A 26,725-nucleotide genomic window follows, 5' to 3' on the forward strand; every position below is an offset into this window, starting at 1 on the left:
ATGATGGAAAATATAAAAGAAACCACTGTAGCAGTCATAATTGAAAAACATACGTATGAGTTTAAGAAAACGGTAGAAAACTGGCAGCTTGCCTTAAGAAAATCAGAAGTCCAAGTTAGCGAGGAAAAGGATTTAGCTTTATTGAAAGTCGCACATCCTCTATTGATGGATACAAGCATCCACTGGGAAGAAGATGCGGTGACCTTCACTTATGAATTACCGAAAGAACGGATCACGTTTGGTGAATTAAAAGCTGGCTCAAAAGAAGATAAATTACGGGCGATGGCCAATATGGCTGCCGTTGAGCAATTATTAGATTTACCTCTTACCTTCTTTATCCATCCCGAAAATTTATTGTTTGATTACAACTTACAGCCAAAAATCGCTTATCGCGGACTTACTGGAAAAATGCCGCCTAAAGTGACAAACAATGACCTACTATTAAGACAATACAAAAGCTTGATCATCGCCTTATTTGAAAAGAAAGACGATTTTACCAAATTATACGAAGGCCAATTAGAAATCAAAAAAGGCTCAGAATTTGTCCAAACAATCTTGAAAAAAGAAAGCTTTGAAGACATCAGACAATACTTGGTGCAAATGTACGACCAAACAGTCGAGCACGCTGCAAAAACAACCAAAAAAGTCAGCAAAACGAAATTCCAAGTGATGAAACAATTATCAATTTGGATGACTGTACTTTCTGCTATCTTAGTGATCCCTCTAGTTTACTTACTATTTTTCCGTTTACCATTTTTGGATCGCATGCAAGACACAGATACAGCTTTCTTGAAAAATGACTATGAAGCTGTGATCACAACCTTAGAACCAGTTAAAACAACGAGCATTCCATTTACACAAAAATATGAATTAGCCTTTAGCTTTATTCAAGGTGAAGCCTTACAAGAGCAACAGAAAAAAGTCATCTTAAACAACGTAACCTTACGTTCTGATGAAAACTATCTAGACTACTGGATCGAAAATGGCCGTGGAAATCTGGACGAAGCGCTAGATGTAGCGAAAAACTTAGAAGATTCTGATTTGATTTTATATGGGATCACCCAAAAAATCGAACAAGTGAGAAAAGACACGAAAATGACTGGTACCGAAAAAGAAGAAACCATTGGCAAATTAGAAGCCGACTACAAAAAATACAAAGAAAAACGTGACGAAAGTGTGAACGCTGCTGAAGAAGCTGAACAAACACAAGGATCGACTGTTCAGGAGGGAAATTAGATGACCAAGACACAAGCCATCATCTACCTTCAAGGCTATCGCTATCAATTGATCCTTGATGAAGAGAAAACACAACAGATCGGTTCAGACAATCAAGCCGCTCTTCACTTACCATTATTAACAGAAGCAGATGAACTAACCATCGAAAAGCAAGACGAGTGGGTAGTGACACACCAAGGCCAAGAGCATGTTTTATCCCTTGGCTCGCCCCTTACCTTTTCATTATCAGATGACCAAGAAGCAACAGTTATTTTAGCACCTGTGACGAAATTACATGTATTCGATTTATTAGACAAAAAAGAAATCATCTTAAGTACGGACAAAGGCGCAACACTTGAATTGTCAAATGACAAAATAGCCGAGCCACTTTCCGCTATTTTGAAAAAACAAGACGAGCAATGGTTGTTAACGGTGCTTTCTGGTGAATTGATGATCAATAATCAGCTCTTTACTGGCACCGACTATTTACTTGGTAAAGGAGACGAACTGTCTTTCCTACACCACACCTTGAAAGTCTTTACGCATGAAATCCATGCTACAGAAGGCACGATCGTCAAATCTGACTTATGTGAAATTTATACGTCTCGTTATGATGTCTATGAAGATTACCCAGATTTCCACCGTTCACCACGAATCATTTACCGTGAACCAGAAGAAAAAATGATGATCAATGCACCAAGTGAACCAAACAGTAAACAACAAGACCAACTGATCAAAACGATCTTACCACCGATCGTGATGTTGATGGTAACTGTAGCAATGGCCTTTTTCAGACCGAATGGCTTATTCGTCTTAGCCAGTGCTGCAACGACCTTGATCACAATTATTTTCTCGATCACGAATTACTTTAAAACGAAAAAAGAACACAAACAAAGCTTGATCGACCGCACTGTCAGCTATAAGAAATACTTAGTGGATAAATCGGTAGAGTTACATCAACTGAATCAAGAACAAAAACAAGGACAACTCTACCACTATCCAAACGTTTCAGAATTATTGGATATGACGAAAACATACAGCCCAAGAATTTATGAAAAAACGCCGTTGCACTTTGACTTCCTGTTCTATCGTTTAGGATTGGGAACACTGCAATCATCAAGTGAAATTACCTATTCTAACAAAGAACGTGGCAAAGAAACGGATGATTTAGAAAAAAGTGGTTATGAGCTTTATACGAAGAGCTTAGAGCTTGAGGATATGCCAATCGTGGCGAATTTAGTCAATGGACCTGTTGGGTATATTGGACCTAGAAACTTAGTGCTAGAACAGCTTCATTTACTGGTTAATCAGTTATCAGTGTTCCATAGTTACCATGATTTACAATTTATCTCGATTTTCCCAGAAGCGGAAAAAGACCTGTGGGAATGGATGCGTTGGTTGCCTCATGCAACGATGCAGGATGTGAACGTGCGTGGGTTTGTCTATAACCAACGGAGCCGAGATCAAGTGTTAAATAGCTTGAATCAAATTTTGAAAAACCGTAAAAATTCGATGGAAGAAAACCGCAATAGTCGGGATAGTACGATCTTCTCCCCTCATTATGTGGTAATGATCACCGATGAAAAGTTGATTTTGGATCATGTCATTATGGAATTCTTCAATGAAGATCCGAGTGAGCTTGGTTGTAGCGTGATTTTCGTGGAAGATGTCATGAGTAGTTTATCGGATAATATCAAAACTGTTATCGATATCCGTGACCGTAACACAGGGGTTCTTTTATTAGAAGAAGGCAAATTGATGAACAAATCGTTCCAATTGGATCACTTCCCTGCAGCATTTAATAAAGAACAATTGCCAAGACTGCTTGCGCCATTGAATCACCTACAAAACTTGAAATCAAGTATTCCAGAAGCCGTGACGTTCTTAGAAATGTACGGTATCGAGAAATTTGATGAGTTTAATGTGACCCAACGTTGGGCGGAACATTCGCCACATAAAACCTTAGCTGTACCGCTTGGTTTACGTGGAAAAGACGATATTGTCTACTTGAACTTACATGAAAAAGCCCACGGACCTCATGGGTTAGTCGCTGGGACAACAGGTTCTGGTAAATCCGAAATCGTACAGAGTTATATCTTGAGTTTAGCCGTGAATTTCCATCCTTACGACGTAGCTTTCCTACTGATTGACTACAAAGGTGGGGGAATGGCAAACTTGTTCCGTAACCTCCCTCACTTATTAGGGAGTATTACCAACCTAGATGGCGCTCAAAGTATGCGCGCCTTAATCTCTATAAACGCCGAGCTAAAACGCCGTCAGCGCCTTTTCTCGGAGAATAACGTGAATCATATCAATCAGTATCAAAAATTATATAAAAGTGGCGATGTTGACGAGCCGATGCCTCACCTCTTCCTGATCAGTGATGAGTTTGCGGAGTTAAAATCAGAACAGCCTGAGTTTATGAAAGAACTTGTTTCTACTGCTCGTATTGGGCGTTCGTTAGGGATTCACTTGATTCTTGCGACACAAAAACCAAGTGGTGTGGTCAATGACCAAATCTGGAGTAACTCGAAATTTAAATTAGCATTGAAAGTGGCGGATAAAGCCGATTCAATGGAAATGTTGAAAACACCAGATGCGGCGGAAATCACCCAAGCTGGGCGTGCCTACTTGCAAGTTGGGAATAATGAGATTTATGAATTGTTCCAAAGTGCTTGGAGTGGTGCGGATTATCAGCCTGAGAAAGATGACCAACAGATTGAAGATCATACGATTTACTTGGTTAACGACCTTGGTCAGTATGAGATTTTGAGTGAAGATTTAAGTGGCTTGGAAAATGCGGATGATGTGAAGCAGATTCCGACAGAACTCGATGCCATTATTGATGGGATTCATGAAGTGGCGGAACGGGAAAACATTACCCCACTTCCTCGTCCTTGGTTACCGCCGTTGGAAGAACGGATTGCTTCTTCTACCCTTCATCCTGTGGACTTTAGAGAAGAATGGTTGACAGAGAAACAGCCGCTTGAGCCTGTTTTGGGTGTGGTGGATGTGCCGAGTATGCAGGCGCAGAATACCTTGCGTTTGAATATGACGCAAGAAGGTCATATGACCGTGTTTAGTAGTCCTGGGTATGGGAAAAGTACGTTTATGCAGACGGTTGTGATGGATTTAGCACGTGTGCATAGTCCAGAAAGACTAAATGTGTATCTATTGGACTTTGGGACAAATGGACTTCTGCCGTTGAAGAAATTACCGCATGTCGCAGATACGATGAGTATTGATGAAGAAGAGAAAATTGAGAAGTTTGCGAGACGGATTAATGATGAATTGAAACGACGTAAGAAGTTATTGAGTGAGTTTTCTGTGGCAAGTTTGGATATGTATGAACGAGCTAGTGGGAAAGAAGAACCGATTATCCTTATCTTGTTAGATGGTTTTGAAGGAATGAAGGATACAAAATTCAACGATATCCTTGAAAAAGTCATTACACAAGTGGCGCGTGAAGGTGCTGGTGTTGGACTTCATCTACTTCTATCTGCAGGTAGACAAAACTCTATCAGAGCAACACTTTCAAGTAATATCAAGACGCAAATTGTGTTGAAAATGATTGACGATTCAGAACCTAGAGCCATAGTTGGACGTACAACATTGACGATTGATGACTTGCCTGGTCGTGGCTTGATTAAGTTAGAAGAACCTGAATTATTCCAAGCAGCATTACCAGCTGATGGCGAAGATACGTTACAAATCATTGAAGCGATTCAAGAAGAAGTAGCGCAGATGGATGAACATTGGACTGGTGAAAGACCTGAACCGATTCCGATGGTTCCTGATATCCTTGATTTTGAAAGCTTCAAGCGGAAAAAATCAGTTCAATATGCTATGAATAATCAGCTAATCCCTCTAGGCGTTGATTATGAAGAAGTTGAAGCTGTCCCAATTGACCTAGCTAAAATGAAACATCTTGTAGCTTTCAGTGATCGTGAAGAAGTTCTAACATTATTGCAAAAACAAATGATCTCTACTGTTAGTCAAATGGATAATGTAAAATTATTAGCCATTGATACAGAAGGTGCATTAAATCAATATCAAGAACGCATTTCAACATATGTTTCTGGTGAACAAGTTGGACAATTCTCAGAAATGTTACTTGCTGAAATCGAGCGTAGACAAGAAAGTGGCAATACGGATGCATGGGTCGTCTTAATTGATAATATGGCGAATTTCGTGAAAGAGTCAGGGATTAAAGACGATGAATTTATTGCTATTTACGAACGTGCACCAAAAGTTGGTATTCACTTAGTGATGTACTCTTACTTGAATTTCTTAAGTGGTTACGAAGCAATTCCAAAATATATCAAAACAAATACCAAACAAGCAATTTTAGGATTAAGAAAAGCCGATCAAACAATCTTTGAAAAACCATATCAAGCGAATGAACCTTTGCTTGAAGTAGATGAAGCTTATTTCTATACCAATAATGTTTACTACAAAATGAAATGTTGTCGATGATATAAATAAGAAAATAGGAACCAAAATTACTTATTTTGGTTCCTGCTTAAAATAAAAATAAGGAGTTTTACTATGGCATTTCAAACTGGATTCTATAAAGAACAACGAGATAATTATAAAAAATTAGCATCAGAATTAAAATCACTTTTATCTGATCATCAAAAAAAATCTAAAAGTACTTCTACTATACTAACAACCTACAAATCCCAAGCGCCTGAAATGTCAGCAAGTGATTTACCGTCTAAACATTACGTGACTTCAGCAAAGTCGATCGCTGCAAACTTACAATCTTATATCAATAAGGTCAAACAAAACCAAGAAAGTCTAACTCAGGCTCAACAAAGAGCAAGCGAAGTCGCACAAGAGTATGCAGAAAAATACGAAGCTGAAAAACAGAGGGAAAAAGAACACAACGACGCTGTCAGAGCAGAAAAGAAACGAAAAGAGGATGAAGAACGTGAGCGACGTAAAAATAGATGATACAAAATTAGCAGATGCAATTACAAAAGCAACATTGATTCAAGAAAAAGTAGGTGATGCTTTGCAGAAAGCGCAACTTGTAAATAACAAATTACACGGTGGCGCTGTTTGGTCAGGTGAAGCAAAAGATTCTTGTGCCGCCTATTTGGATATTGTTGTTAAATATCACAAAGATATTGAAAAAGGACTTAAAAAACACGAAAAAGTATTAAAAGACTTGAAAAAAAATATCAAAAAATTTGAGGCTTCCGGAGAAGTTCAAGCAGTTAAAGGACTTTGATAATTATGACAATAAAAGAAAGCTTTACACCCGAAGAACTATTCATTTTACTCCAATCCATAGACAAAAGACTCTTAGTTGGATGTCCTGAAATTCAAGACTGCTCTTTATCCCCTACTGAATCCAGTAAAAAAGCAGAACAATCACTTAAAAAGAAAGAAATTATTGATGCACAAAATAATTTGACGAAACATGGCGCTGATGTCATCCGTTTTTTAGAATTATACAGCAAAAATCAAAAGTACATTTTCGTTAATAATTGCTTTATGACATTTTATGATACTAAAGGGATAGGAATTATTAAAGGAGAAGATGGCTATCTCTTCACCCAATTTACGAGACAACAATTTTTAGAAGAAGTCTATCTGACAAATGAACTTTTAAGAGGTGAATCAGGAAAAAATCCAGTTGTTCATAACGAAATAATCAACAACAAAGAAAAAGAAACACTTTTGGAAGCAGTGGATTCACAGCTCCTTTCAATCGGTGAAATAAAAGTTCATGATGCTAAAATCAGTACCGTAAAAGAATGGTTGTTTTTCATAAAAGAAGAAAAATTGATTGAAATAGATGTAACAACTAAGAAAATTTATCATACAAGTCAAGAATTATTGAATAAACGAGTGGTTGATACATTAGGTATCGAATATGAGAAAGGAGGAGGTTGGTTTGACTAAAACACAGGTTAGTGCAGACGAGATGTCTGACTTAGTATCGTTACTCCGTTCTACAAGTTCTATATTAAATGAAGCTGTAACAGCAGCCACAGAACTTCAACAAACTGGATTCTATGAATCAGGAATGGCATTAGACAAATTTGCGATATATCCTATGGCATTTGTAAAAATTAGTGATTTAGTTCAGCATTATGAAAGAATGGCTTCACTAGTAGAGTTTACAGCCAACGAATTTAAAGACACAGATAATTATATCGCAAGTAAAGTTGCTGAAAATGCTCAGAACAGTGCTAAAGTGAAAGGAGGGACGATTTATTAATGAGTAAAGTAAATTGTATTCAAGCAGATTGGCAACAGGACGTTAGTGCTATTGCTGGATTAAACGCTGGTGGTGGAGCAGCTGATTCTATCGCGACTTTAATCAAAGATAGTTTTGATATCATCACAGATGCAGAAGACACTATCAGTAGATATGATAGTGATGGAGAAATCAATTCTGTTTTTGATACGGATTCTGTAGGAAAATATCAATTAGCTTCTTTTCCTACTTTAACTGAAACACTTCACAAATATTCAAAAAATGCTCCTATATCTATTCAAAACGATATCGATCTCCCTTTCAATATGAAATTAGATGACTTTTTAGGTGCAATGAGTAACGTTGATATCAAAGGGTATAGTACAGCAGCTACTGGGTCTTTAGCAAAATCAGGTAATTTCTCTACTGGTCAATCGGGTATTGTGACACTAAAAGATTTACTAGAACCTGCAACTCCGTTAGGAAAACAGTTAAAGAGAGAATATATTGAGTTCAAAAAACAGATTGGTGATGATTTCACCTATGAAGAATACCAAATGATGGCGATGAATCTTGCTAGTTACGATTATGATTCCTTTTTAGAAGCATTAGCTAAAGGAACTGCCGCTTTTGCATTGACTGTAGCTGTAACAAGTATCCCTGTTATTGGACCGATTATTTCACTAGGTATGTCGGGTGTAGGTGCATTAGAAGGATTTTGGGGCGCTGCAACTGGTAACAGTCTTTTAACTGGAAGAAAGTTGTCAGGTGAAGAAAAGGTATTATCTGGATTATTTGGTGCAATGAACCTAGCTTTTGCTGGACTTACCGCTTATAATAGTTTCTTTAAGGGGAAAGTTAAAATTCCTTCTAAGAAGCCTAAAGAAGTTGGAACTAAATATTATCCAGGAAAAGCAGGTCCATTGGATGACGGTGTAGCCGATACTTTTACGGGTGGGACGTATACAGAAACAGTATTAACAACAGATACCACTATGTATAGGACTTCAGGAGGTTCTGCAGGTGAAGTAGGCAGATACATATCTAGAACTCCTCAAAATGGTGGATTACAGTCACAATTGGATTCTGCTTTGAATCCACAATGGGGGAACACGGCAACTACTGTTACTGAAGTGACAGTACCAAAGGGAACAGTTATCTACGAAGGAACTGCAGGACCTCAAATAATAAAGGATAGCCTTGGTAACAGAGTAGGTACATTACCCGGTGGGGGAAATCAAATATACATTCCGGAGGTGGATGCAAGTTGGTTCGGAAAATAAAATGTGATTGCAGTGAAAGAACTGGAACAAAGATAACATCACTTGATTGTTTTAATGAAATAAAGTCTTTTTTCTTAACACAAACTAAAAATAAAATATTCACATCAAAAAAAGTTACTCATCCATATTATGTTGGAGTAGGACAAAATGAAGTTATAGAATGGTTTGCTGATAAATGGTATGTTTGTAATTGTTGTGGTACTCTGTGGGAAGTAAATTATCCAGATTTTCCTGCACCAGGTTTTGTTAGAAAGTTTTCTGATGGAAAATATTATGCGAAAGATGAGAATGAATTATGAATATAAATGAACCTTTAAAAAATGAAAAGTTAAATAGTATTATTGAACAGTTAAAAGCTACAAATACTGACAAATCAGAAACTAATTTTTTTAAATATTTAAAGAAAAGTACTTTATTGATACCTATTGTTAAAGACAACAATGATGAAAATATCAAAATAAGCATCCTAGATCTACAACAAACAAATGGAGAAAAATATATCCCCTTATTTACAGAATGGGTAGACTTAAAAAGTTTTCCAAACTTTGAACATGTTGATGGCTGGCTAGTAAATTGGGAAGACTATCAAAAGTTACTACTCAGTAACCCTGTATGGAATGGAGTAGTGATTAATCCAAATTCGTATAATATCGTTTTGAACCGAGAACAGATGGGAATCGTTGAAAGTGATCAATTAAAAAAAGGTGAGAAAGTATATACTGGTATTCCAAAAGAAACCCCTACAGACTTAATAAAAAAATTAATTAAAGTATTCAAACGTCATCAATATATAAAAAAGGCCTATATTCTTCAAATTGTTCGTGAAAATGAATTGCCCAATTTGTTATTAATAATTGAATCAGATGTTGGAATAAATGTGTTTATAAATGATATAAATAGTGTTGTAAAAAAATATTTAGCCAAAGATATGGTTCTAGATATCATGCCCTTGGAAGATGATTTTAGTAAACAAGCTACACATGATGTATCTCCTTTCTATATAAAAAACAAGATATAAATAACTTTTGAAAATTAAAACCAATCATATTAAACACATTTTTTATAATAAAGTAGTTAAAGATTACAGACTTAAAAATAACAAATATTCAAATTATAGATAAAAAGTTAGATGTAAGCATAGTACAAATTAAGAGTGCAACATCTAAAAAATGACAAAAGAACAGAACTGACACTATCTCAAGTCAGTTCTGTTCTTTTTAAACTCTATCTGAAACAAATTTAGTTTCTAAATGCTTCTCTCTAGCAATTTCTAACTTTGTTTTCTGTTTCAATAAAATAAGTTCATACAATTTTTTGTTACTTAGATTGTCTATATCTAATTTCGAAAGAAGAAGTTTCCTCTCCAGGAAATGAAAAAAATGGGTTAAGACAATGGTTTACATCGAAATCACCGGAGTCAGTTGCAAAAGTGCGTATTGATACAGCTGTTAAACCGCAGTGGATTAATCCAAAAACTGGAGCTTTAGAAGGACAGTCTGTTGTTAATGCAATGTATAAAGTTAAAATTCCAAAAGGTACAGTAATCTATGAAGGTCCGGTAGGATTACAGGATGGTCTTTATGCTGGTGGTTTAGAGCAAACTCAAATTTTTGTATCTGAACCATGGAAAATTAAAGGTGTAGAGGTTATTAGTGAATCTATATTAAAATAAAAGAGGTTAATAAAAATGGAAAAAATCAGTATTTTAAAAACGCAGTATCATATACTCCTAGAAAGCTTAATTCTCTATGGAGATTATTCGAATACTCCACAAATATCAACTATTAGATTAATTTTAGACAAACTAGATAAATGTAAAAATATTGATGATCTAGAAGAAATACGTAAAATCAATGATTCTTTATATCCACCTAGAGGAGGATTAGGAGAATTTTATATTTGGGACAATGATTACGATAAAAGAATGTTATTAAACGAACCTATTGATAAAGCAAAAGACATAACATGGAATATTTTAAATACAGATTTATAAAGAAACGTAGTCTGATTTTTTGTTGCTTGACCTATTCAAAAAAATTAAGAAACATGCCAAATGAAGAAAAATGATACAAAAGCAGAACTGACATTATTTCAAATCAGTTCTGCTTTTATTTTTAAAAGCTTATTTCTTTTCTAAAACAAATTCCACGATGTCCCTTGCCTGACAATCAAGGGTTACACAAATCCTATCGATAACATCTGTTAAGGCTTGATTTACTAGAACCTGTAACTCCCTTAGGAAAACAGTTAAAAATGGAATACATTGAGTTCAAAAAACAGATTGGCGATGATTTCACCTACGATATGAAAAAATACAAGAGAAAAGAGATACTAACTTAGGGTGGTATAATAAACAAATCATGCGAATAGATTTTTGTGTGGAAGAGAATATTTTTAACGAAAAACTTACAGTATTAAATATAGATACTAAAATTGCTAACACGACAAATAATCAAATTTTTCTAGAAAAATTAAAATTTGTAAACGTAAGAAACTTATCTTTGAAAGAAATTAACTATTCTCCTATTAATAATTTAATTGTAGAGGATATGAAAGATGTAAGCAATGACTACTCTGAGGATATGCGATTCCACGTACACGATGATAGCGGGTATGGAGAAAAAGATGGATATAAATATATTAGTTTTTATTGTGAAAATATCGAAGCAATTGATTTAGAAGAATTTCCCTATTCAGATTTCTAACTGAGATATATTGATATTCCTGACTCAAAATTTTTTCTATCAGATACTAATCTTTATAAAATTAAGCCATGAAGCATTTTCTTGAAATGAGATAGCTTCATGGCTTATTAAAAATTTTTAACATTTATTCTTTTTCAGGAACAAATTTCAGAGTATCCATGGGTACTTTTCATTTGCAGAAAGTTTAGCTATACTAATTTTAAAATCCCAGATTTAAAAGGAAATATGGTAGAAGCAAATGTAGACAATCTTTTAAAATACGGTTATATTGTACCAATTAAATAAGGAGGTAACTGAATGTTATCACATGGAAATATTATAAAGCTACTAGCTGAGAAAGATATTTTAGTTGTTGAAGAAGATAATAAACTGTATGTTGATGATCGAAAAGATAAATCTATACCGTTAGAAAATCATTATGGAATTTCTATTGAACACGGAAAATGGAGTTATTTTCTTTATAAATTAGAAAAAAGAAATACAGCTGAAATAGAAGTTCTAAAACAGTTTGAGAATAAAGAAATTGCCGAAAATTATTTATTCTTTAAAGAACTTAATAACTATTTCTTATTTGAAATAGTTATACCAAACAGAAATTATGATATAGATAATTGGACTATTGAGACAGTTAAAGAAGATATGGCTAGACTAAAAATCCCACAATCTTACTTTTCCTATGTAAATAAAATAAATAGTAATTCTATTTATTTTTTTGAAGAGCACGGATTCTGGTACCAAGGATATATCAATAATGACAGAAAACTAATTTTTAAAACGGAGCCTGGTACAAGTGACTCAGAATGGCTGTTATCACTATATGCTAATGAAGTATACGTGTTGTATCTAGTTGACTTATATGAAAAAGAGCTTTTAGAAAGAAAGATTATTAGTGATCCATTTACAGATACAGAAAAATTAATTGTATTAGACTACAAATAATTCTTTGTATATGGATTAATATTATTTGTTGAACTCTATCCGTATTGCAATTGTGCTCAAATAGGTGGTATTAATTCAGATTCAAAAAATAGATATTCTAAAATAAACTAAACTTATAAAATAAATATTCCTTTTAGATAATAAAGGAGAAATTTATAATGGAAAATTTAATATACAGTAGTGAACTCATCTCTTGGACTTTTAACGAAGAAAAAATTGAAATTAAACTAAATAACGTATTCTTTGCCTCTTATAATGAAGAATCTAAATTAATTTATGCCGAAGTAGGTAAAAATTTTATAAAAACCTCTGTACATTACTTTGAGTTAGATGGAACTTGTAGAATGATATACAATCTTGAAACTGGAGAAATCAAATGGTTACACCAAGGGATTTCCAAATTTCTTAAGTTTGACGAACTAGTTCAAGTTGGCTATTTTCCTTTTAAAAATTTACTTTTAGTGATGTTAAATAAGTTAAGAAAAGATGTAATTGCATTAGATTTAGATGGTGAATTCCTATATGAAGTAGAAAAACCACTTGGCTACGAAATATTATATTTTCAAGAATTTCCCAGCTACATTGCAGTGGTGTGTGAAGGAGATAAAAACCATGAGGATCAATATGGTAGAAGTAGGTTTAATTTCAAGTTAAATTTAACAACTGGGATTTTAGAAAAAGAAGACCTAGCCTACTAACATCTAAAAAGTGACAAAAGAACAGAACTGGCATTATTCCAAGCCAGTTCTGTTCTTTTACCTCTGTATTAAACAAATTTTGTCTCTAAATATTTCTCTTGAGCAGTTTCTAATTCAGATTTCTGTTTCAATAGAATAAGTTGATATAATTTTTTGTTACTTAGATTGTCTATATCTAATTCTGAAAGAAGAAGTTTCCTCTCCTTCTCTAAATTTACTTTATCAAATTCATCGTCTTTACTGTCTTCCAAAATATTTCTATGTAGTTCATTAAATGAGGCTTGTTTCCTCAAAACATCCAAAACTATATTTTCAGAAGTCTGACTAAGCTCAATATTCTCACTAAAAAGAGTCTCAACAGTCGTGCCTAATGAAGATGCAATCGCGTAAAGAGTCGTACTCAGAGGAATTGTTTCTCCTTTTTCGATCTTTAAAATACTTTGCTTCGTTGTTTTAGCATTTTCTGCCAGTTCTTCCTGTGTCATACCTCTGACTTTACGTAATTTCCTAATATTGATTCCTAATTGCTCCAAAATAACACCTTCTTTCATGTATTACTATACTAGGTTTTACAATATTTTTCAAAAAAGTATTTAAATGTTTACTTCAACGCTTGATAAAGTAAATAGAAATATGTATAATGAGAGTGTAAAGTTAATAGAAACATTCTTTTGTATAGGAATAATTATTATCTTATATCCTAGACGTCTAAAAATACAGAAGGCTCTATTTAAAGGAGGTGATCTAACATGAACCTAAGTAAACAAGTTTATTTATTTTGAATTCATGAATTATTAAAACAAAAAGCAGAGCTCTAAAAATAAGAAACGAATTTCTTAAATTAAAACTCCACCATAGACAAGTTGAGTATATCATACATTTAAGAAATTCTCCAAAAAAATTTGAAGGAGAATCACAATGAATACAATAAAGCAGTTAACTATTAAAAATGACAGAAATCAACCAATTAAAAGTATCAGCCATCAAGATATCTACTCATTACATGACCTTTTAGAACAACTCAATTCTTGGCAAAATGCACTGAATCTACTAAATAATTTTTTTAGTGATAAACAAAGACCAGTAAACAAGAAAAAAATTGCAAGTAATTACTATGCATGCTCTCAAATTTTCTGTACATTTCATAAAGACTTTTCACAAGCATTGCAGGAAATGGAGAAACAAATTACAGAGTTGAGACAAAAAGAAAAAGTTAAATATTGAGTCATCCTTAAAGTAAAAAATTACTATTTTCAGTAGTTTTTTACTTTTTTCTTTTATCCACCTAATATTATTCTCTATTTTGTTAATATTAAACAGAATACAGCTAATAAAACCTTAGCTGTGCCGCTTGGTTTACGTGGAAAAGACGATATTGTCTACTTGAACTTACATAAAAAAGCCCACGGTCCCCATGGATTAAAATTATTAAAAGAAGATTTCACTAAAAATGCTGATAAAGAGACGTCAGCCATTTCAGAAACAAAGTCTGGATTGAGTATAATTAAAGATATGAGTTCATTTAAAGGCGATGGAGCGAAAGCTACAAAAAATTATATTTCACATACACATGACAATTTGATTGAAGTTTATGATAATATAATAGAAGACTTAAAGTCTAATTTTACCTACTCAATGGATCAATTTAGTAGTTTAGTAGACAATGATGCAAGTTGTATTATTGATAGTAGCTATAAGAGAGAAGTAACCAGTGCCACAAAAAGCATTTATTTCCTCTTCTAGTAATGAGGTATCACAGTCTAAGGAGTTTATTGGCACATTAAACTCTATGCAGAATCGTGTTTAGACGATATCAAAAAAATCAAAAATGGTGTGAATAATATTAAAAATAAAATTGGTAATGTAATGAATCCTGGAAATTGGTCTTTTGGTTAATGAGGAGGAAATGGTAAATACATGAATGCAAACAAAAAAAAATTAACAGGTGATGATTTTTTTTATTTTTCATTGACACTTAATTCTTCAGCTATAGATTTAAAATCTATGAAGTTCTTTTTATGGGTAGCTGTGTGTCAAATAATTGTGGTACCTGTCTATGTTATAAGCTATGGACAAGAAGTATTACCACAAACAGGTCCATTATTGTTAACGTACCTATTTTTAAGCTTTATCAGTCTCTTTTCTCTCTTGAATCTATTACTTTTTAAAACAAAAGTATATGAACCTATGGCTTATTTCATGGCTGGTCTGCTTTTCTTAGGAATTGCTTTTTTACTTATCATTGTAGGTTATACTGAGTTCTTTATGAATCATAATGATATGGAAGTATTTAATACACTAAATTTATCAATAATTGAGCATGAAAAAATTATACTTATTAATCGACTGATACTTATACCACCAATCAGTTTTATCCTTAGCTCATGTTTCCATCTATATGCGATCAAAACGGGAAAAACAAGTAGAAATCATAAAAAAGCAAAAAAATATGAACAAAACAGTCGGAATTTCAGTAAAATTTTACCGTTATTCTTTCCCTTGATACTCATGTTTGTTTTTTTAAATAATACTTTAAATATTATCCAAGGAAACTTAATGATCTTGTTATTCACACTTAGTTCTGTTATTTTGTCAGTTTTTGCACCTTCACTTATCGTAATTTCATACATGAAAAAAAAGTTTCCAACAATATATTGGGAAAAGAATATGAGAGAAGAGGGAAAAATTAATATATGAAAACTTTGCTTGAACTCTCAAAACATGAGGTGCTCTTTCACAACTATTATTTCATTATGGTAAGCACCACTCTGATCTATAACATAGCATAAGGAGAGAACTATGAGAAAAAGAATCACTTTTTTATTATTAGGAGTATGTATCCTTAATTTACAAGGATGCATTAGTTTCGGTGACAACGAAGGAAATAACACAACCCGAATTGAGCGAGTTACTGAAGGTGATCCTGATTTCAACGAAGAAGACCACATTAAAGCTTACTATCCAACTATCGCAGAAGCTATCAAAAATAATACTTTTTCAGAGGGAAAACCCGCAGACTTTACATGGGTAAAAACGCTTAAGCTTGTGGAAGATAATGATAGTTGCGTTTTTTATGGTATTATTCTTCAACCAGGTGGGGAAGAAATTTTTGCTCAGATGCGCTTCAGAACACAAAACAAAGATGGAAGAAAAGAATACTCTAATCTCTTATCATACGGACCAGTACCCGGCGATTTTATAAATAGTAGATTACATAAAAATAGTAGTGTTACCGAAGAGCAAGATCTGTCTCTAAATCTATACAGCAATACTTATGCTACAAAATCTCTTAAAAACCATCCTAACTTTGCGTGGTCATTATCCGTAAAAAAAGAAGTCAAAAAAATTAAAGTAAATAATCAAAAACCGACTGAAATCATTCCATTTAAATTAGGAAAAGAAGAATTTTATTTTTATTACTTTGATAACCTAGAAAACAACGACGAAAATGAGGAACTTGTTATAACAACACAATAATACTTATTTTTTAAACAATAAGGAGAAACAAGTGAAAAAAACAGCAGACGATTATTATTTTTTTATCGCACCAATAAAATACAGATTAGAATTTGCCGGAATCAAGGCTTCAAGAATGATAAGTCTTATTGCTGTGGCTTGCTTTCCAATCATGTATCTCTACATTGATAGTTTTGAGTACGAAGGGATTTACTTTCCTAACACAATGTTATTCCAAGTAATTGTGTTATTCTTTTTGGTTATAAATGTGTTGATTCTATTCTCACTATTACTAATAAAAACGAAAATATATGATCCAATTATCCATTTTCTAGTCAGTTGGGGATTTTTAGAAATTAGCTATGTTCTACTTATCGTTGAATATAGAAATTTTTTATCAAATTCTATCTCTAAAGAATACCAAGATCTCGCATTCGATATTCTATTGTTCCTACCTTTTGTATTTATACTTATCTCAATAGTATGGTACCTTTGGATGATTCTAACCGGAAAAACTCATAAAAAATACCCAAAAGTAATTGAGATGGAGAAAAAAGTCAAAGGTGATAGCGATGTAGATAGTGCAATTACTAAGAGTCAAGGGATTCTTTTGATTGGAACATCCGCTGGAATCGGGATAGGCGGACTTATGGAAGGTTCATTTGTATTATTTATACTACTAACTGCTCTCGCTTATTTTATAGCCTTTGTAGTAGGCAAATCCTTGTTTCTATCATTCGCCAAATTTAAATTTCCGAAACACTATTCCGAAAAAGCTTTAGAAGTAACATTAAAAAGAGACGGTTGGGAAAATTAATGAGAATAATACATTATCCTAAAAAAAATGCTATAACTTATCACTATTTAGAACGAAAAAACTTATCTGTTTACTAAATTAATGACTGAGAGTCTCAAAGTAATTGAATCCGTTTTGGCAGTTCTTTTTATAGCACCGATCGTATACTAGATATTTTCAAATGAACTGTCTGATCAAACACCTAAACTACAACAACACAATCAAAAGGAGCAACATGAACTCAAATCACACACATAAAAAACACACACACTTTACCAAACCAAACTTTTTTAAAACAATCCTTTTTCTCACCACAATCTTCCTCTTCACTCTCTCCACCCCTCAAACTAGCTCAGCCGAAAGTTTCTTCGTCGACGATCAAGCTGGTCTATTAAGCGAGGAAACAAAACAAGCCATCATCCAAGCAAACGAATCTGATTTCAAACAACTACCTGGCAGCCCGCAATTCGTTCTAAAAACCATCAAAAAATTACCCAAAAACGAAACGATCGAAACCTACGCCAATGAAACTTTCCAAACGTTAGGCATCGGCGATAAAGATCTAAACAACGGCTTTCTATTTGTTATTGCAGTCTCTGACCGAAAGTATCGTTTAGAAGTTGGCTATGGTGTAGAAGACGTGATTACAGATAGTATGAAGCGTGACATTGTGCCTACAAGTGTGGAACAGTTGTTTCGTGAGGAGAAGTATGATCAAGGCTTGACTATCATCAGCCACAACATCATATCGATAGTGAATGAACGTTACGGCAATTACGAAGCAGCGAAAAAAGAAGTTCAGGATCTAGAACAAGCAAGTAACGCTTATGATGACTCTCAATACCACTATGTAGAACCGAAAAAGAATTTTTGGGACTATCTTTGGATTGTTTTAGCTTTTATCATGGATCATTTTATCCTATCAATGTTCGTTGCTCTGGGTCTTTTTGTTGGCTCCTTTTACTTTAGGAGTTTCTTAGAAAAACGGATTTTAAAGATGCCTCTGTTTGATTCTATCCAAGAGTTACAGGTACGTTGGCTAGGTAAAGTAGCTGTGAGAGAAAGATCGATTACGATTTATTTTAGAGAAGCACCTATCTGGAGATTGATTCTAGCTAATTTTGGCAAGTATACATTTTTGCGTCGTTATTTATCCAAAATTTTATTTACAAGTGATGTCATAGATCATACAACACAACTGGGTAAATATCGTATGCATCACCTGACCGAAGCTAACAAGCTAACGTATTGCACCTTATGCTTGGAAATCAGTGAGCGCTACTATGAAGAGTATGCCCAAAGTTTAGGCGATTTCCTCACAGAGCCACAGAACATCACTCAAGCAACAAAACAACTACAAGCAAAACTGAAGCAATCAGATAATGACTACTTAGAAATTTTACAAAAAATCATTCAAGCTAGAGTTGCGTTCATGCAAACGAGAAATATTGTGCAAGTCTATGTAAAAGAGCATGTAGCAAAATCATTTTACACAAAACAAAAAGAAAAATTACTGGTTTTACTCGTTTCCTATCACCTGCTAAAAGGTCAAGATACCAGTAAAGAAGATTTTTTTAAAGAAGCTGGTAACTTTGAAAGCGAATTGCCTAAAGCTTTTAAAAAAGGTGAGAAGGATTTTAAAAAAATTGAATCGGACTATTATCAAAAAGCCATCATGGATCTTGATAAATGTTTATTTTTAGGAGCAATACCAGGAATCCATTTTGCTAGATATCAAACGTTACAGCATTTCAGTACCTCAAGCTATCACAGTAGCGATTCCGGTGGTTCATCCAGTGGCGGAGGAGGAAGTTCTGGTGGCGGTGGTTCATCAGGCGGTGGCGGTTTTTCTGGCGGTTGGTGAATACAGTTTATAGAAAAAGAGCGATACCCACATCTTAGCAGTGGTTATCGCTCTTTTTATGCCGCTCACAAATCATACTCCCGTTCATGCTTCAACAACCACTTCTTCCGTTCCACACCGCCGCCATAGCCGCCCAGACTACCATCTGTCTGAATCACTCGATGGCATGGAATAATGATCGCCAATTGATTCGCGCCATTCGCATTCCCAACTGCTCGCATCCCCTTCGGATTTCCGATTGCTTGCGCTAATGCTTTATAGGAAGAAGTTTCACCACGCTTGATTTCCGTCAACGCTTGCCAAACGCTTTTCTGAAAATCAGAACCTAAACACAGATACGGTGTTCTAAATTCATCCAGTTTCTTCTCAAAATACAAATCCAGCTCCTCTTTGATCTGCTCGTTGATCTTGGTTTTTCCTGGAACGATCGAAGCGTTCATTCGATTCCGTAATCGCTCAATTTCTCTTTCCAAGCCACGCCGATCGACAAATTCTAATAAATATAAATAGTCGTCATCCGCAATACTCATCATCGGTCCTAAAATCGTATCAATCCAATCTGCCGATAATATTTTGATCTCTTTTGACTGCTTCGGATTTCTCCCCATGATTTTTGAAAAGGCATCATAGAATCCACTGGGTGAATCGTAGCCGACATCTAGCTGGGTATCGATTCGCTTTTCCCCATTTTTGATTGATTTCAAGGCCATCCCCATCCTTCTTGAGCGCGCATATTGAACAAACGTCATACCATAGACTTTTTTAAATTGTCTTCTGGCAGTCATCGAGTGAATGCCCAATTCAGCGAAATCTTGGTCTTTCCAACGCTTTTCAGGATTTTCTTCTACTAACTCCACCATTTTTTGAACGAGTGGCGGGATTTCTCTTGGAAAAGATAATGGTTTGCATCGTTTGCATGGTCTATAGCCAGATAAAAGGGCTTCTTCTGCTGTTTCGTAAAAGGTGCAGTTTTCATACTTTGGTTTTCTTGCCGGACATGTAGCATGACAAAAAACACCGGTTGATTTGATGCCAACAAAGAAAATTCCGTCATAGGTGGAATCTTTTGCAAGCAGTGCTTGGTAGTAGTGCTTTTTTTCCTTTTCACCGATCATTGGGCATTCCCCTCTCTACTTTATTCTGAATAATTCTATACGCTCTTGTTTCTCATATTGAGCTAGATCTGCTAGTAAGGACGTATAAAATTCATCTAAATCGTTATTTTCACTTTCATTATAAAGCATATAGGTCGAAGGACCAAAGCTGATTCTTGAAATCCCAGTATGTAGATAGTCTGAGATTGAATCTTTTTGAATATCTAGCATTATATTGATCGGTAAATTGGTTTGTGCAGCTATTTGCTGGAGATGTTCTTGGTTTTTCAAACCTGGAATAAAAATACCATCAATCCCAGTTTTTTCATAGGCTTTGATTCGAGCAATGGTTTGATTTAACACTTGTTCATCTTGGTTATTTGCGGTGACATCTCCAACAAAATAAGTGTCCGTTCTTATATTGATAAATAGATCCTTTTTCATAGTGTTACATGTTTGTTTGATACACAATAGCCGCTCATTTTGTTCTTCTATAGAATACAAGGTCTCGGTATTTGGTTGTCTATCTTCAATATTGATACCGATGACACCACTGTCTATGAGCGCTTCAATATTCTTTGCTAGGTCTGCTGTATTTGCAGCATAGCCGGATTCGATATCTGCGGTGATATAGTTGGTTTTTGCGTCCATTTGTTTTATGTAATCTAACAGTTCATCGAAAGGCATATTTTCACCATCTTGATAGCCATAATAATCAGACATTGCGTAACTGCCAGTCGGAATCAAATTGATTTTTTTCCTTGTCAGTTCCTCTGCGCTAGCTACATCCCAAATATTTAGTAAAATAAGTGGCTTATCCTTTCGGTGAGCCTTTCTAAAATACGCTGTTTTAGTTTCATTCATTGATCATCAATCCCTTCATCTTGTTTCTTTAGTGTACTGCGGATTGACAGAAGGTTCTTTCGAAAAATGAACATCAATTTTTTATTTTTGATAGGTTGACCTGTGCTTCTATTACTTTTTTAGGTTTTGTCTTCTGGTAAGTCACTAGTTAAAGGTACCTCTCTTGCTGCACACGGCCTTGTATTGTTCATCATCTACTCTGGCTGAGCCAGTCATGGCCCTTCAATTCTTAGTGCTTCAGCACTTAGAAAATAAAGGAAGCAATGTGTCTTTCAGACACGTTGTATTGTGCATCATCGAATCACTTTGTTCTTCGTGATTTACAACAATGAGATCGGAATGAAGTGGCGTGGACTGTTATCTTCGTTTGATTAATACCTGTTGCTTTTCATTATTACTATACTACTTTTTTTGGCCTTGGGCGTTTGGTGATTCACTAGTAAGGTAACTTCTCTCCTTTCAGTCGCCAAGTATTGTTCATCATCTACTCTGGCAGAGCCAGTCGTAGTCCTTCAATTCTTAGTGCTTCAGCACTTAGAGTTTGATGAGATCGAAACGAAGTGGAGTGATTCACTAGTAAGGTAACTTCTCTCCCTTCGGTCGCCAAGTATTGTTCATCATCCACTCTGGCAAAGCCAGTCGTGGTGATTCACAACAAATAACCCACTCTTTGGGGAAGAGTGGGAAAAGGAGTTAAAAAATGAAAAAGTGTTTTGTTAGGGTTGTTTGTTTGGTATGAATATATAATAACCCGAAAGTGTGACTTTTTTATGTTGAAAGATTGGCTTCTTTATTATGATTGTTTGGCGAAAATCCGAAGTTTTCGTTTCATTTATGTATTATGCTAACAGTCAGATTACTGTTTTTTCATATTCCTACTTTTAGTTTATTTTTTCTTGATTGTCAGTAAAACTATAAAATCTAATAGTGTAGATACAACCGATCTTCACCATTCACTCTATGAAATTCATATTTCGTATAATTTTTCTATTTCCCTACTAATGTATACATTTTATTCCAATGAATCTTTTTTAATAAACAGTTTTATTTATTATTATCCAAATATGATTATCAAAAAATTGTAACCACATAGAAAAACATGATAAATAACTAACTTGAAAATATTGTATACTTACATTTATATAAATATAAATTCCTTAAAGATTTTATATTTTTACTATATTGATATTATTACAAAAAAAGGAAGGTAAGTGTTCTTTAATGAATGACTCATGGAGAAAAGGTTCGTTTAAATTTTTATTGTTTTCAAGTGTATTTCTGGTAGGATCTGGTAGTCCTATACAAGTATTAGCTACAACCGTAGCGCAGATAAACCAACCAACTAAAGAAACGTCAGCAAAAGATTATACGAGTATATTAGAGGAATATACAACAGCTAAAACAGAGTACGACGAGACTACAAAAAAATACAATGCTGCTTTAGAAGACTACAATACCTCCAAAAGTGACGCGGATAAATCCTATGAAACTGCGGATAAACTTAAAACAACTTTAGAGGGATTAAAAGAAACCTATCAAAAACAATCAACCCTTTTTGATGAAGCGACTAAAACGTATAACACACATAAAGCTACATATGAAACAAATAAGTCTAACTACGAAGCACATATTGAAACTTACAATGAAACCAAAGCGGCTTACGAAGCAGAACAAACTCTTTACAATGATACAGAATCAACTTTTATAGAGATGCAGACGAAGTATTTAAACGCTCAAGCGAAATATGAAACCTTGAACAAAGATGCGGAAGAAAAAAGAACACTCTACGAAAACTTAAGAATAGAGTACGAAAAAAATCGAAAAATTTATGAAGATGCCGCAACAGCATATAGAATCGCTCAAACAGCCTACAACGAAGCTAAAAGTAAATACAATACCCAATTGACGGACTATCATTCACAAAAACTTGCTTACGAAACTCTACTTAACAATTATAATACAAAAAAAACAGCGTATGATACGAAAGCTACAGCATTCAATCTGGCTACTGAGTCATACAATACCTTAAAAACTGAACTTGAAACAGCAAAAATTAGCTACACTGAAGTGAAATCAGACTATGATAAAGCACTTGAAGAATATAACGTACTGTTAACTGAGTATAACGAAGCTAAAGTAAGTTATGTAACTGATAAAACAACCTATGAAAAACGTTTATCAGAGTTGACAGTATCAATAACCGATTATGCGCATAAACTTGCTGAGTATAATAAAATCAAAGAAGATTATATCACTACCAAACAAGCGTATGATGAAGCAAAAACAACCTATGATACGCTATCAAGTCAATTAAATGAATTTGCAACTCAATATGAAACGGAACGTACAACCTACGAAACTGAAAAAACGGCCTTTGACCTGAAAACTAAAGCATATGAAACAGATAAAACAGCCTATGATCAACAAAAAGCTGAATACGATACTAAACTTACTGCTTATGAAACAGATTTAAATGCCTATAATGAAAAAAGAACCGCCGCGGAAATGATTCTAAAGCAGTATGAAGAAGGTACTGTAGAATATTCAACAGCTTTAGCTGCCTACAATGAAAATAATGATCGCTATAACGAAGTAAACAAAGAATATCAACAAGTAAAAGAGCAGACAGATTTACTCACCACAACGTTTAAGGAGGTTCAAACCGCATATGAAACTGCAACAGTTGATTATCAAAAAATGGTTACCTCCTATCAGTCTGTCAAACAACAATACGACTCTCTTGTTGCACAATATGAGCAAGCGAAAAGTGATTTCCTACAATTGGAGATAGATTATCAAACTATCAGCACCAACTATACTCAAGTCATGAAGCTCTACGCAGAAACAGAAACCGCTCATCAAGCAGCAATCACAGAGTCTGCTGAAGTAAAAATCCAGTATGACCTGTTAAAAGAATCCTATGACGCTGTATCTGCGAAATTTACAAGCGGATCCGAAGCCTTTGATATCATAGATGCGAAATATATCGAGGCAAACAAAACATACGAGGCTGCTAACCAAAAATATGAAAAAGCGCGTATCGAATATGACCGTCTTTTACCGGAATATCAAGTACTGGCAGAGGAATTAACAAAGCTAAAATCTGAATTGGCTACAGCTGAAACATCCTTTACTAAATTAGGCGAAACATTAGAGGGAACCAAAAAACAATACACAGCTTTAGAAACACAATATGCTGAAACAAAAGTAAATTATGATAAAATAACGAAACAATTTGCTGATTTAGATGCCGAATATATTATCGCCGAAACAGCGTATACAACAGCAGCAACAGCCATCTCCAATGCGAAAGAAACTTTTGTACTTCGCGAGAAAGAATATACTGATTTAGCGGCTTACTATGTTGGTCTAAAAACGAAATATGACGAAACCTTGAAACTATATAATACGACTTCGACTAAATTAGGCGAAGTGACAGCTGAGCAAAACACTCATGAAGCAGAGTTCGCAGCTGTTTCAAAAGAATACACAGACATAACAGACTCCTTTAAAAAGCTTCACGGACAGTATAAGGACATTGACAAAGCATATACCGCTGCAAACGATGCGTGGAAAGCGGCGGACACTGACTATCAAAAGGCAAACGAAAAATTAAAAATTCTTACCGTCGACCATGATAAAGTACTTGTTCTCTTTACCGATCTAAAAACTAAGTACGATCTTGCAACAGAAAGTTTCGCTACTGCTGGAAAACCATATGAAGATGCAGTTGCTGCTTATGAGAAGGCGGTTGTTGCTGAAAGTGAAATCAATACTGCTATTACTGGTATGAATAACATTCTTACTGAATTTCCAAATGATAAAATCACAGAAGCAAATCTTGAAAATATTCTAGCTGACTTAGCAGCATGGCAAATAAAATATGATGTTGCTAAGTCAAATTTAGACACGTCCCTAACAACATCATGGCCAATCATTGAAGAATATCAGGCCAAGAACGATGCTTATAATAGTAGTTCAATTGCACCAATTAATAAAGTAGAGGTTGTCTACGATCCAGCAAATTTTAAAGGTGATATAATTGATTTTAATAAAGAGACGGATGCTACACTAAAACAAAACCTTGTTAAGGCTGCTGCATACCAAGCATATTACAAAAGTTATTCGGATTATCAAGTGGCTTTTGAAAAATATACAGCTGAATGGGATTATAATAACCCATATCAAAATGAGATGCCAAAATGGGTTGATATTGTAAACGTTCCGGTTGATAAAACTTATGCTCTTATTGGATATACTGATGAAATACTGTTAAATATGGAGGATACTCCAGAAAATCGAAATCTAATTATAGATACTTATAGTAAATTTGGTGAAAAACAACTTGAAAATTTTGAAACCTTGGCTGTATATTTGAATGAAGTAGCTGAAAAGTGGGATCAGGCTAAAGCAGTAATGTCTGAATCTATAAAAGAGTTTAATGAGGCGACTCAAAGTAACGTTACAATGACTGAAGAAACGAATCCACTTCCTATCAATGCAAAGAATATGATGACAAGAGTTAAAAATGCTCTACGCGATAATGTAGATGAATATACAGCCTATATGGCTATTACAAAAAAATCCTCAATCTATGCATGGATAAATTCATTTGGAAATTTTTTAAGATACACAAGATATTTAGCTGGACAAACAGTAGAAGATCCTATTTCTGAACTTCCAGAATTGAAATTTGAAGTCTCCGAACCGAATTTAGGTCAACTAGAACTCAAAAAGATCAATCCGCCAGTTATTCCGTCAGTACCAGATTTGCCAATGATGCCTATAAAACCAGCTGTTCTCAATATCCCTAAAAAGGTTGAAAATATAACAGAACCAACCAATCCGACTCTTGCACCAGCTGCTGCTTCAACAAAAATACTTGATGAAATCACAGGAATCAATCTACCAACGTTAACAGAAGAGCGTGCCTCTACTCCTCCTAATTCAATTGTAGGGTTAGATACTTCTGAAAATGTAACTGATGTGGAATTAGATAGTGAAGAGGTTGAGGAAAGCATTCAACCTAACGCTCCTGTTGAGCTAAACGATTTAGACGATGTTACAGATGTCGACCCTTTAGATCAACCTAAGGAGTTAGAAGAAGCACCAATCGTTGAAGCACCCGTTATTCCTGAAGTTATAGCACCAGAAACAGTTGATCCAGTAACACCACCGGTAGAACAACCGATCGAGCTTACTGCACCAATTGAACCTAATACACTAGACGCGCCTATCGCAGCCAATTTAGCCGAGGCACCAGTAGCATTAGTAGATCCTAAGAAGAAAACAGAAGAAAAAGGAACAGCTGTTGTTACAAGTACCAAAAAAATAAATACAACAACTGATCCTTCGAGCAATAAACTACCAAATACTCGTTCTGAAAGAAGACTTCCTAACACCGGAACAGAAGCTTCTCTATTAGGCCAAGGAATGGGTACATTTATGGCTGGAGCAGCTGGATCACTTCTTTTCTGGAAGAAACGAAAAGGAAAACACCATAAATAAACCCTTGTTTTCTATGCAGCAAGATAAAATTATAAAAAATAAGCTGAAACCACAAAAAAACGGCTCTTTGTCAACTAATGTTGGTAAAGAAA

23 protein-coding genes and 1 pseudogene are annotated in these 26,725 nt (G+C 34.5%); 21 read left to right on the forward strand and 3 right to left on the reverse strand.

Annotation, left to right across the window (positions count from 1 at the left end):
- Positions 1 to 3 precede the first annotated feature (3 nt).
- The 14 genes from essB to RV15_RS15065 all read left to right on the forward strand — a co-directional run bounded on the left by essB (position 4) and on the right by RV15_RS15065 (position 13,051).
- A complete protein-coding gene (gene essB, locus RV15_RS15000) occupies positions 4 to 1,236 on the forward strand; it encodes a type VII secretion protein EssB (RefSeq protein ID WP_071878850.1) in 1,233 nt (410 codons plus the stop codon).
- Positions 1,237 to 5,691, forward strand: a complete 4,455-nt coding sequence (gene essC / locus RV15_RS15005) for a type VII secretion protein EssC (RefSeq protein ID WP_071878824.1) — start codon at positions 1,237 to 1,239, stop codon at positions 5,689 to 5,691.
- 72 nt (positions 5,692 to 5,763) lie between these two features.
- Positions 5,764 to 6,171, forward strand: coding sequence for a hypothetical protein (locus tag RV15_RS15010; protein ID WP_071878825.1), 408 nt, complete (start codon positions 5,764 to 5,766; stop codon positions 6,169 to 6,171).
- Entirely contained in the window at positions 6,149 to 6,451 is a 303-nt protein-coding gene (locus RV15_RS15015) for a WXG100 family type VII secretion target (protein WP_071878826.1), read from the forward strand. The genes RV15_RS15010 and RV15_RS15015 overlap by 23 nt, the downstream gene beginning before the upstream one ends.
- Positions 6,452 to 6,456: 5 nt before the next feature.
- Positions 6,457 to 7,128 (forward strand): DUF5081 family protein, encoded by a 672-nt coding sequence (locus RV15_RS15020; protein ID WP_071878827.1) that lies wholly within the window; start codon positions 6,457 to 6,459, stop codon positions 7,126 to 7,128.
- Positions 7,121 to 7,447: a hypothetical protein gene (locus tag RV15_RS15025; protein ID WP_071878828.1), complete on the forward strand. Its 327-nt coding sequence runs from the start codon at positions 7,121 to 7,123 to the stop codon at positions 7,445 to 7,447. Before RV15_RS15020 ends, RV15_RS15025 begins: the two co-directional genes overlap by 8 nt.
- Positions 7,447 to 8,709, forward strand: a complete 1,263-nt coding sequence (locus tag RV15_RS15030) for a hypothetical protein (protein WP_071878829.1) — start codon at positions 7,447 to 7,449, stop codon at positions 8,707 to 8,709. The genes RV15_RS15025 and RV15_RS15030 overlap by 1 nt, the downstream gene beginning before the upstream one ends.
- The gene (locus RV15_RS15035) at positions 8,694 to 9,008 is read left to right on the forward strand and encodes a hypothetical protein (RefSeq protein ID WP_071878830.1); all 315 of its coding nucleotides are present in this window, start codon (positions 8,694 to 8,696) and stop codon (positions 9,006 to 9,008) included. The genes RV15_RS15030 and RV15_RS15035 overlap by 16 nt, the downstream gene beginning before the upstream one ends.
- On the forward strand, positions 9,005 to 9,727 hold the full coding sequence (locus RV15_RS15040) for an enhanced serine sensitivity protein SseB (protein ID WP_071878831.1): 723 nt from the start codon (positions 9,005 to 9,007) through the stop codon (positions 9,725 to 9,727). The genes RV15_RS15035 and RV15_RS15040 overlap by 4 nt, the downstream gene beginning before the upstream one ends.
- Before the next feature lie 411 nt (positions 9,728 to 10,138).
- Positions 10,139 to 10,381, forward strand: a complete 243-nt coding sequence (locus RV15_RS15045) for a hypothetical protein (protein WP_071878832.1) — start codon at positions 10,139 to 10,141, stop codon at positions 10,379 to 10,381.
- Positions 10,382 to 10,396: 15 nt separating this feature from the next.
- Positions 10,397 to 10,702: a hypothetical protein gene (locus RV15_RS15050; RefSeq protein WP_071878833.1), complete on the forward strand. Its 306-nt coding sequence runs from the start codon at positions 10,397 to 10,399 to the stop codon at positions 10,700 to 10,702.
- A 385-nt stretch (positions 10,703 to 11,087) separates the two neighbouring features.
- Positions 11,088 to 11,414: a hypothetical protein gene (locus RV15_RS15055; protein ID WP_139243048.1), complete on the forward strand. Its 327-nt coding sequence runs from the start codon at positions 11,088 to 11,090 to the stop codon at positions 11,412 to 11,414.
- A gap of 297 nt (positions 11,415 to 11,711) precedes the next feature.
- Positions 11,712 to 12,353 carry a hypothetical protein gene (locus tag RV15_RS15060; RefSeq protein ID WP_071878835.1) on the forward strand — a complete coding sequence of 214 codons (642 nt, stop codon included), beginning with the start codon at positions 11,712 to 11,714 and terminating at the stop codon, positions 12,351 to 12,353.
- Positions 12,354 to 12,511: 158 nt separating this feature from the next.
- Positions 12,512 to 13,051, forward strand: coding sequence for a hypothetical protein (locus RV15_RS15065; RefSeq protein ID WP_071878836.1), 540 nt, complete (start codon positions 12,512 to 12,514; stop codon positions 13,049 to 13,051).
- Between the two features lie 68 nt (positions 13,052 to 13,119).
- Here RV15_RS15065 and RV15_RS15070 read toward each other — a convergent pair whose 3' ends face one another.
- Positions 13,120 to 13,602, reverse strand: a complete 483-nt coding sequence (locus RV15_RS15070; protein ID WP_083429212.1) for a helix-turn-helix domain-containing protein — start codon at positions 13,600 to 13,602, stop codon at positions 13,120 to 13,122.
- A gap of 367 nt (positions 13,603 to 13,969) precedes the next feature.
- Here RV15_RS15070 and RV15_RS15075 point away from each other — a divergent pair, with 367 nt between their 5' ends.
- The 6 genes and pseudogenes from RV15_RS15075 to RV15_RS15100 all read left to right on the forward strand — a co-directional run bounded on the left by RV15_RS15075 (position 13,970) and on the right by RV15_RS15100 (position 19,167).
- The gene (locus RV15_RS15075; protein WP_071878838.1) at positions 13,970 to 14,275 is read left to right on the forward strand and encodes a hypothetical protein; all 306 of its coding nucleotides are present in this window, start codon (positions 13,970 to 13,972) and stop codon (positions 14,273 to 14,275) included.
- A gap of 228 nt (positions 14,276 to 14,503) precedes the next feature.
- A pseudogene (locus tag RV15_RS15080) lies at positions 14,504 to 14,794 on the forward strand (T7SS effector LXG polymorphic toxin); the annotation flags it as partial.
- Between the two features lie 174 nt (positions 14,795 to 14,968).
- The gene (locus tag RV15_RS15085) at positions 14,969 to 15,748 is read left to right on the forward strand and encodes a hypothetical protein (protein WP_071878840.1); all 780 of its coding nucleotides are present in this window, start codon (positions 14,969 to 14,971) and stop codon (positions 15,746 to 15,748) included.
- A gap of 102 nt (positions 15,749 to 15,850) precedes the next feature.
- Complete coding sequence (locus RV15_RS15090) at positions 15,851 to 16,528, forward strand: hypothetical protein (RefSeq protein WP_071878841.1); 678 nt, start codon at positions 15,851 to 15,853, stop codon at positions 16,526 to 16,528.
- A gap of 31 nt (positions 16,529 to 16,559) precedes the next feature.
- Positions 16,560 to 17,324 carry a hypothetical protein gene (locus RV15_RS15095; RefSeq protein WP_071878842.1) on the forward strand — a complete coding sequence of 255 codons (765 nt, stop codon included), beginning with the start codon at positions 16,560 to 16,562 and terminating at the stop codon, positions 17,322 to 17,324.
- A 214-nt stretch (positions 17,325 to 17,538) separates the two neighbouring features.
- Positions 17,539 to 19,167 carry a TPM domain-containing protein gene (locus RV15_RS15100; RefSeq protein WP_071878843.1) on the forward strand — a complete coding sequence of 543 codons (1,629 nt, stop codon included), beginning with the start codon at positions 17,539 to 17,541 and terminating at the stop codon, positions 19,165 to 19,167.
- A gap of 65 nt (positions 19,168 to 19,232) precedes the next feature.
- Here RV15_RS15100 and RV15_RS15105 read toward each other — a convergent pair whose 3' ends face one another.
- Both RV15_RS15105 and RV15_RS15110 read right to left on the reverse strand, forming a co-directional pair.
- Positions 19,233 to 20,282 (reverse strand): bifunctional transcriptional activator/DNA repair enzyme AdaA, encoded by a 1,050-nt coding sequence (locus tag RV15_RS15105; protein ID WP_071878844.1) that lies wholly within the window; start codon positions 20,280 to 20,282, stop codon positions 19,233 to 19,235.
- A 15-nt stretch (positions 20,283 to 20,297) separates the two neighbouring features.
- The gene (locus RV15_RS15110) at positions 20,298 to 21,125 is read right to left on the reverse strand and encodes an isocitrate lyase/PEP mutase family protein (RefSeq protein ID WP_071878845.1); all 828 of its coding nucleotides are present in this window, start codon (positions 21,123 to 21,125) and stop codon (positions 20,298 to 20,300) included.
- Between the two features lie 1,221 nt (positions 21,126 to 22,346).
- Between RV15_RS15110 and RV15_RS15115 the strand changes: the two genes are divergently transcribed.
- On the forward strand, positions 22,347 to 26,633 hold the full coding sequence (locus RV15_RS15115) for an LPXTG cell wall anchor domain-containing protein (protein ID WP_071878846.1): 4,287 nt from the start codon (positions 22,347 to 22,349) through the stop codon (positions 26,631 to 26,633).
- Positions 26,634 to 26,725: the final 92 nt, after the last annotated feature.

It is taken from the genome of Enterococcus silesiacus, from assembly GCF_001886225.1.
In the GTDB taxonomy this organism is placed as follows: domain Bacteria; phylum Bacillota; class Bacilli; order Lactobacillales; family Enterococcaceae; genus Enterococcus_L; species Enterococcus_L silesiacus.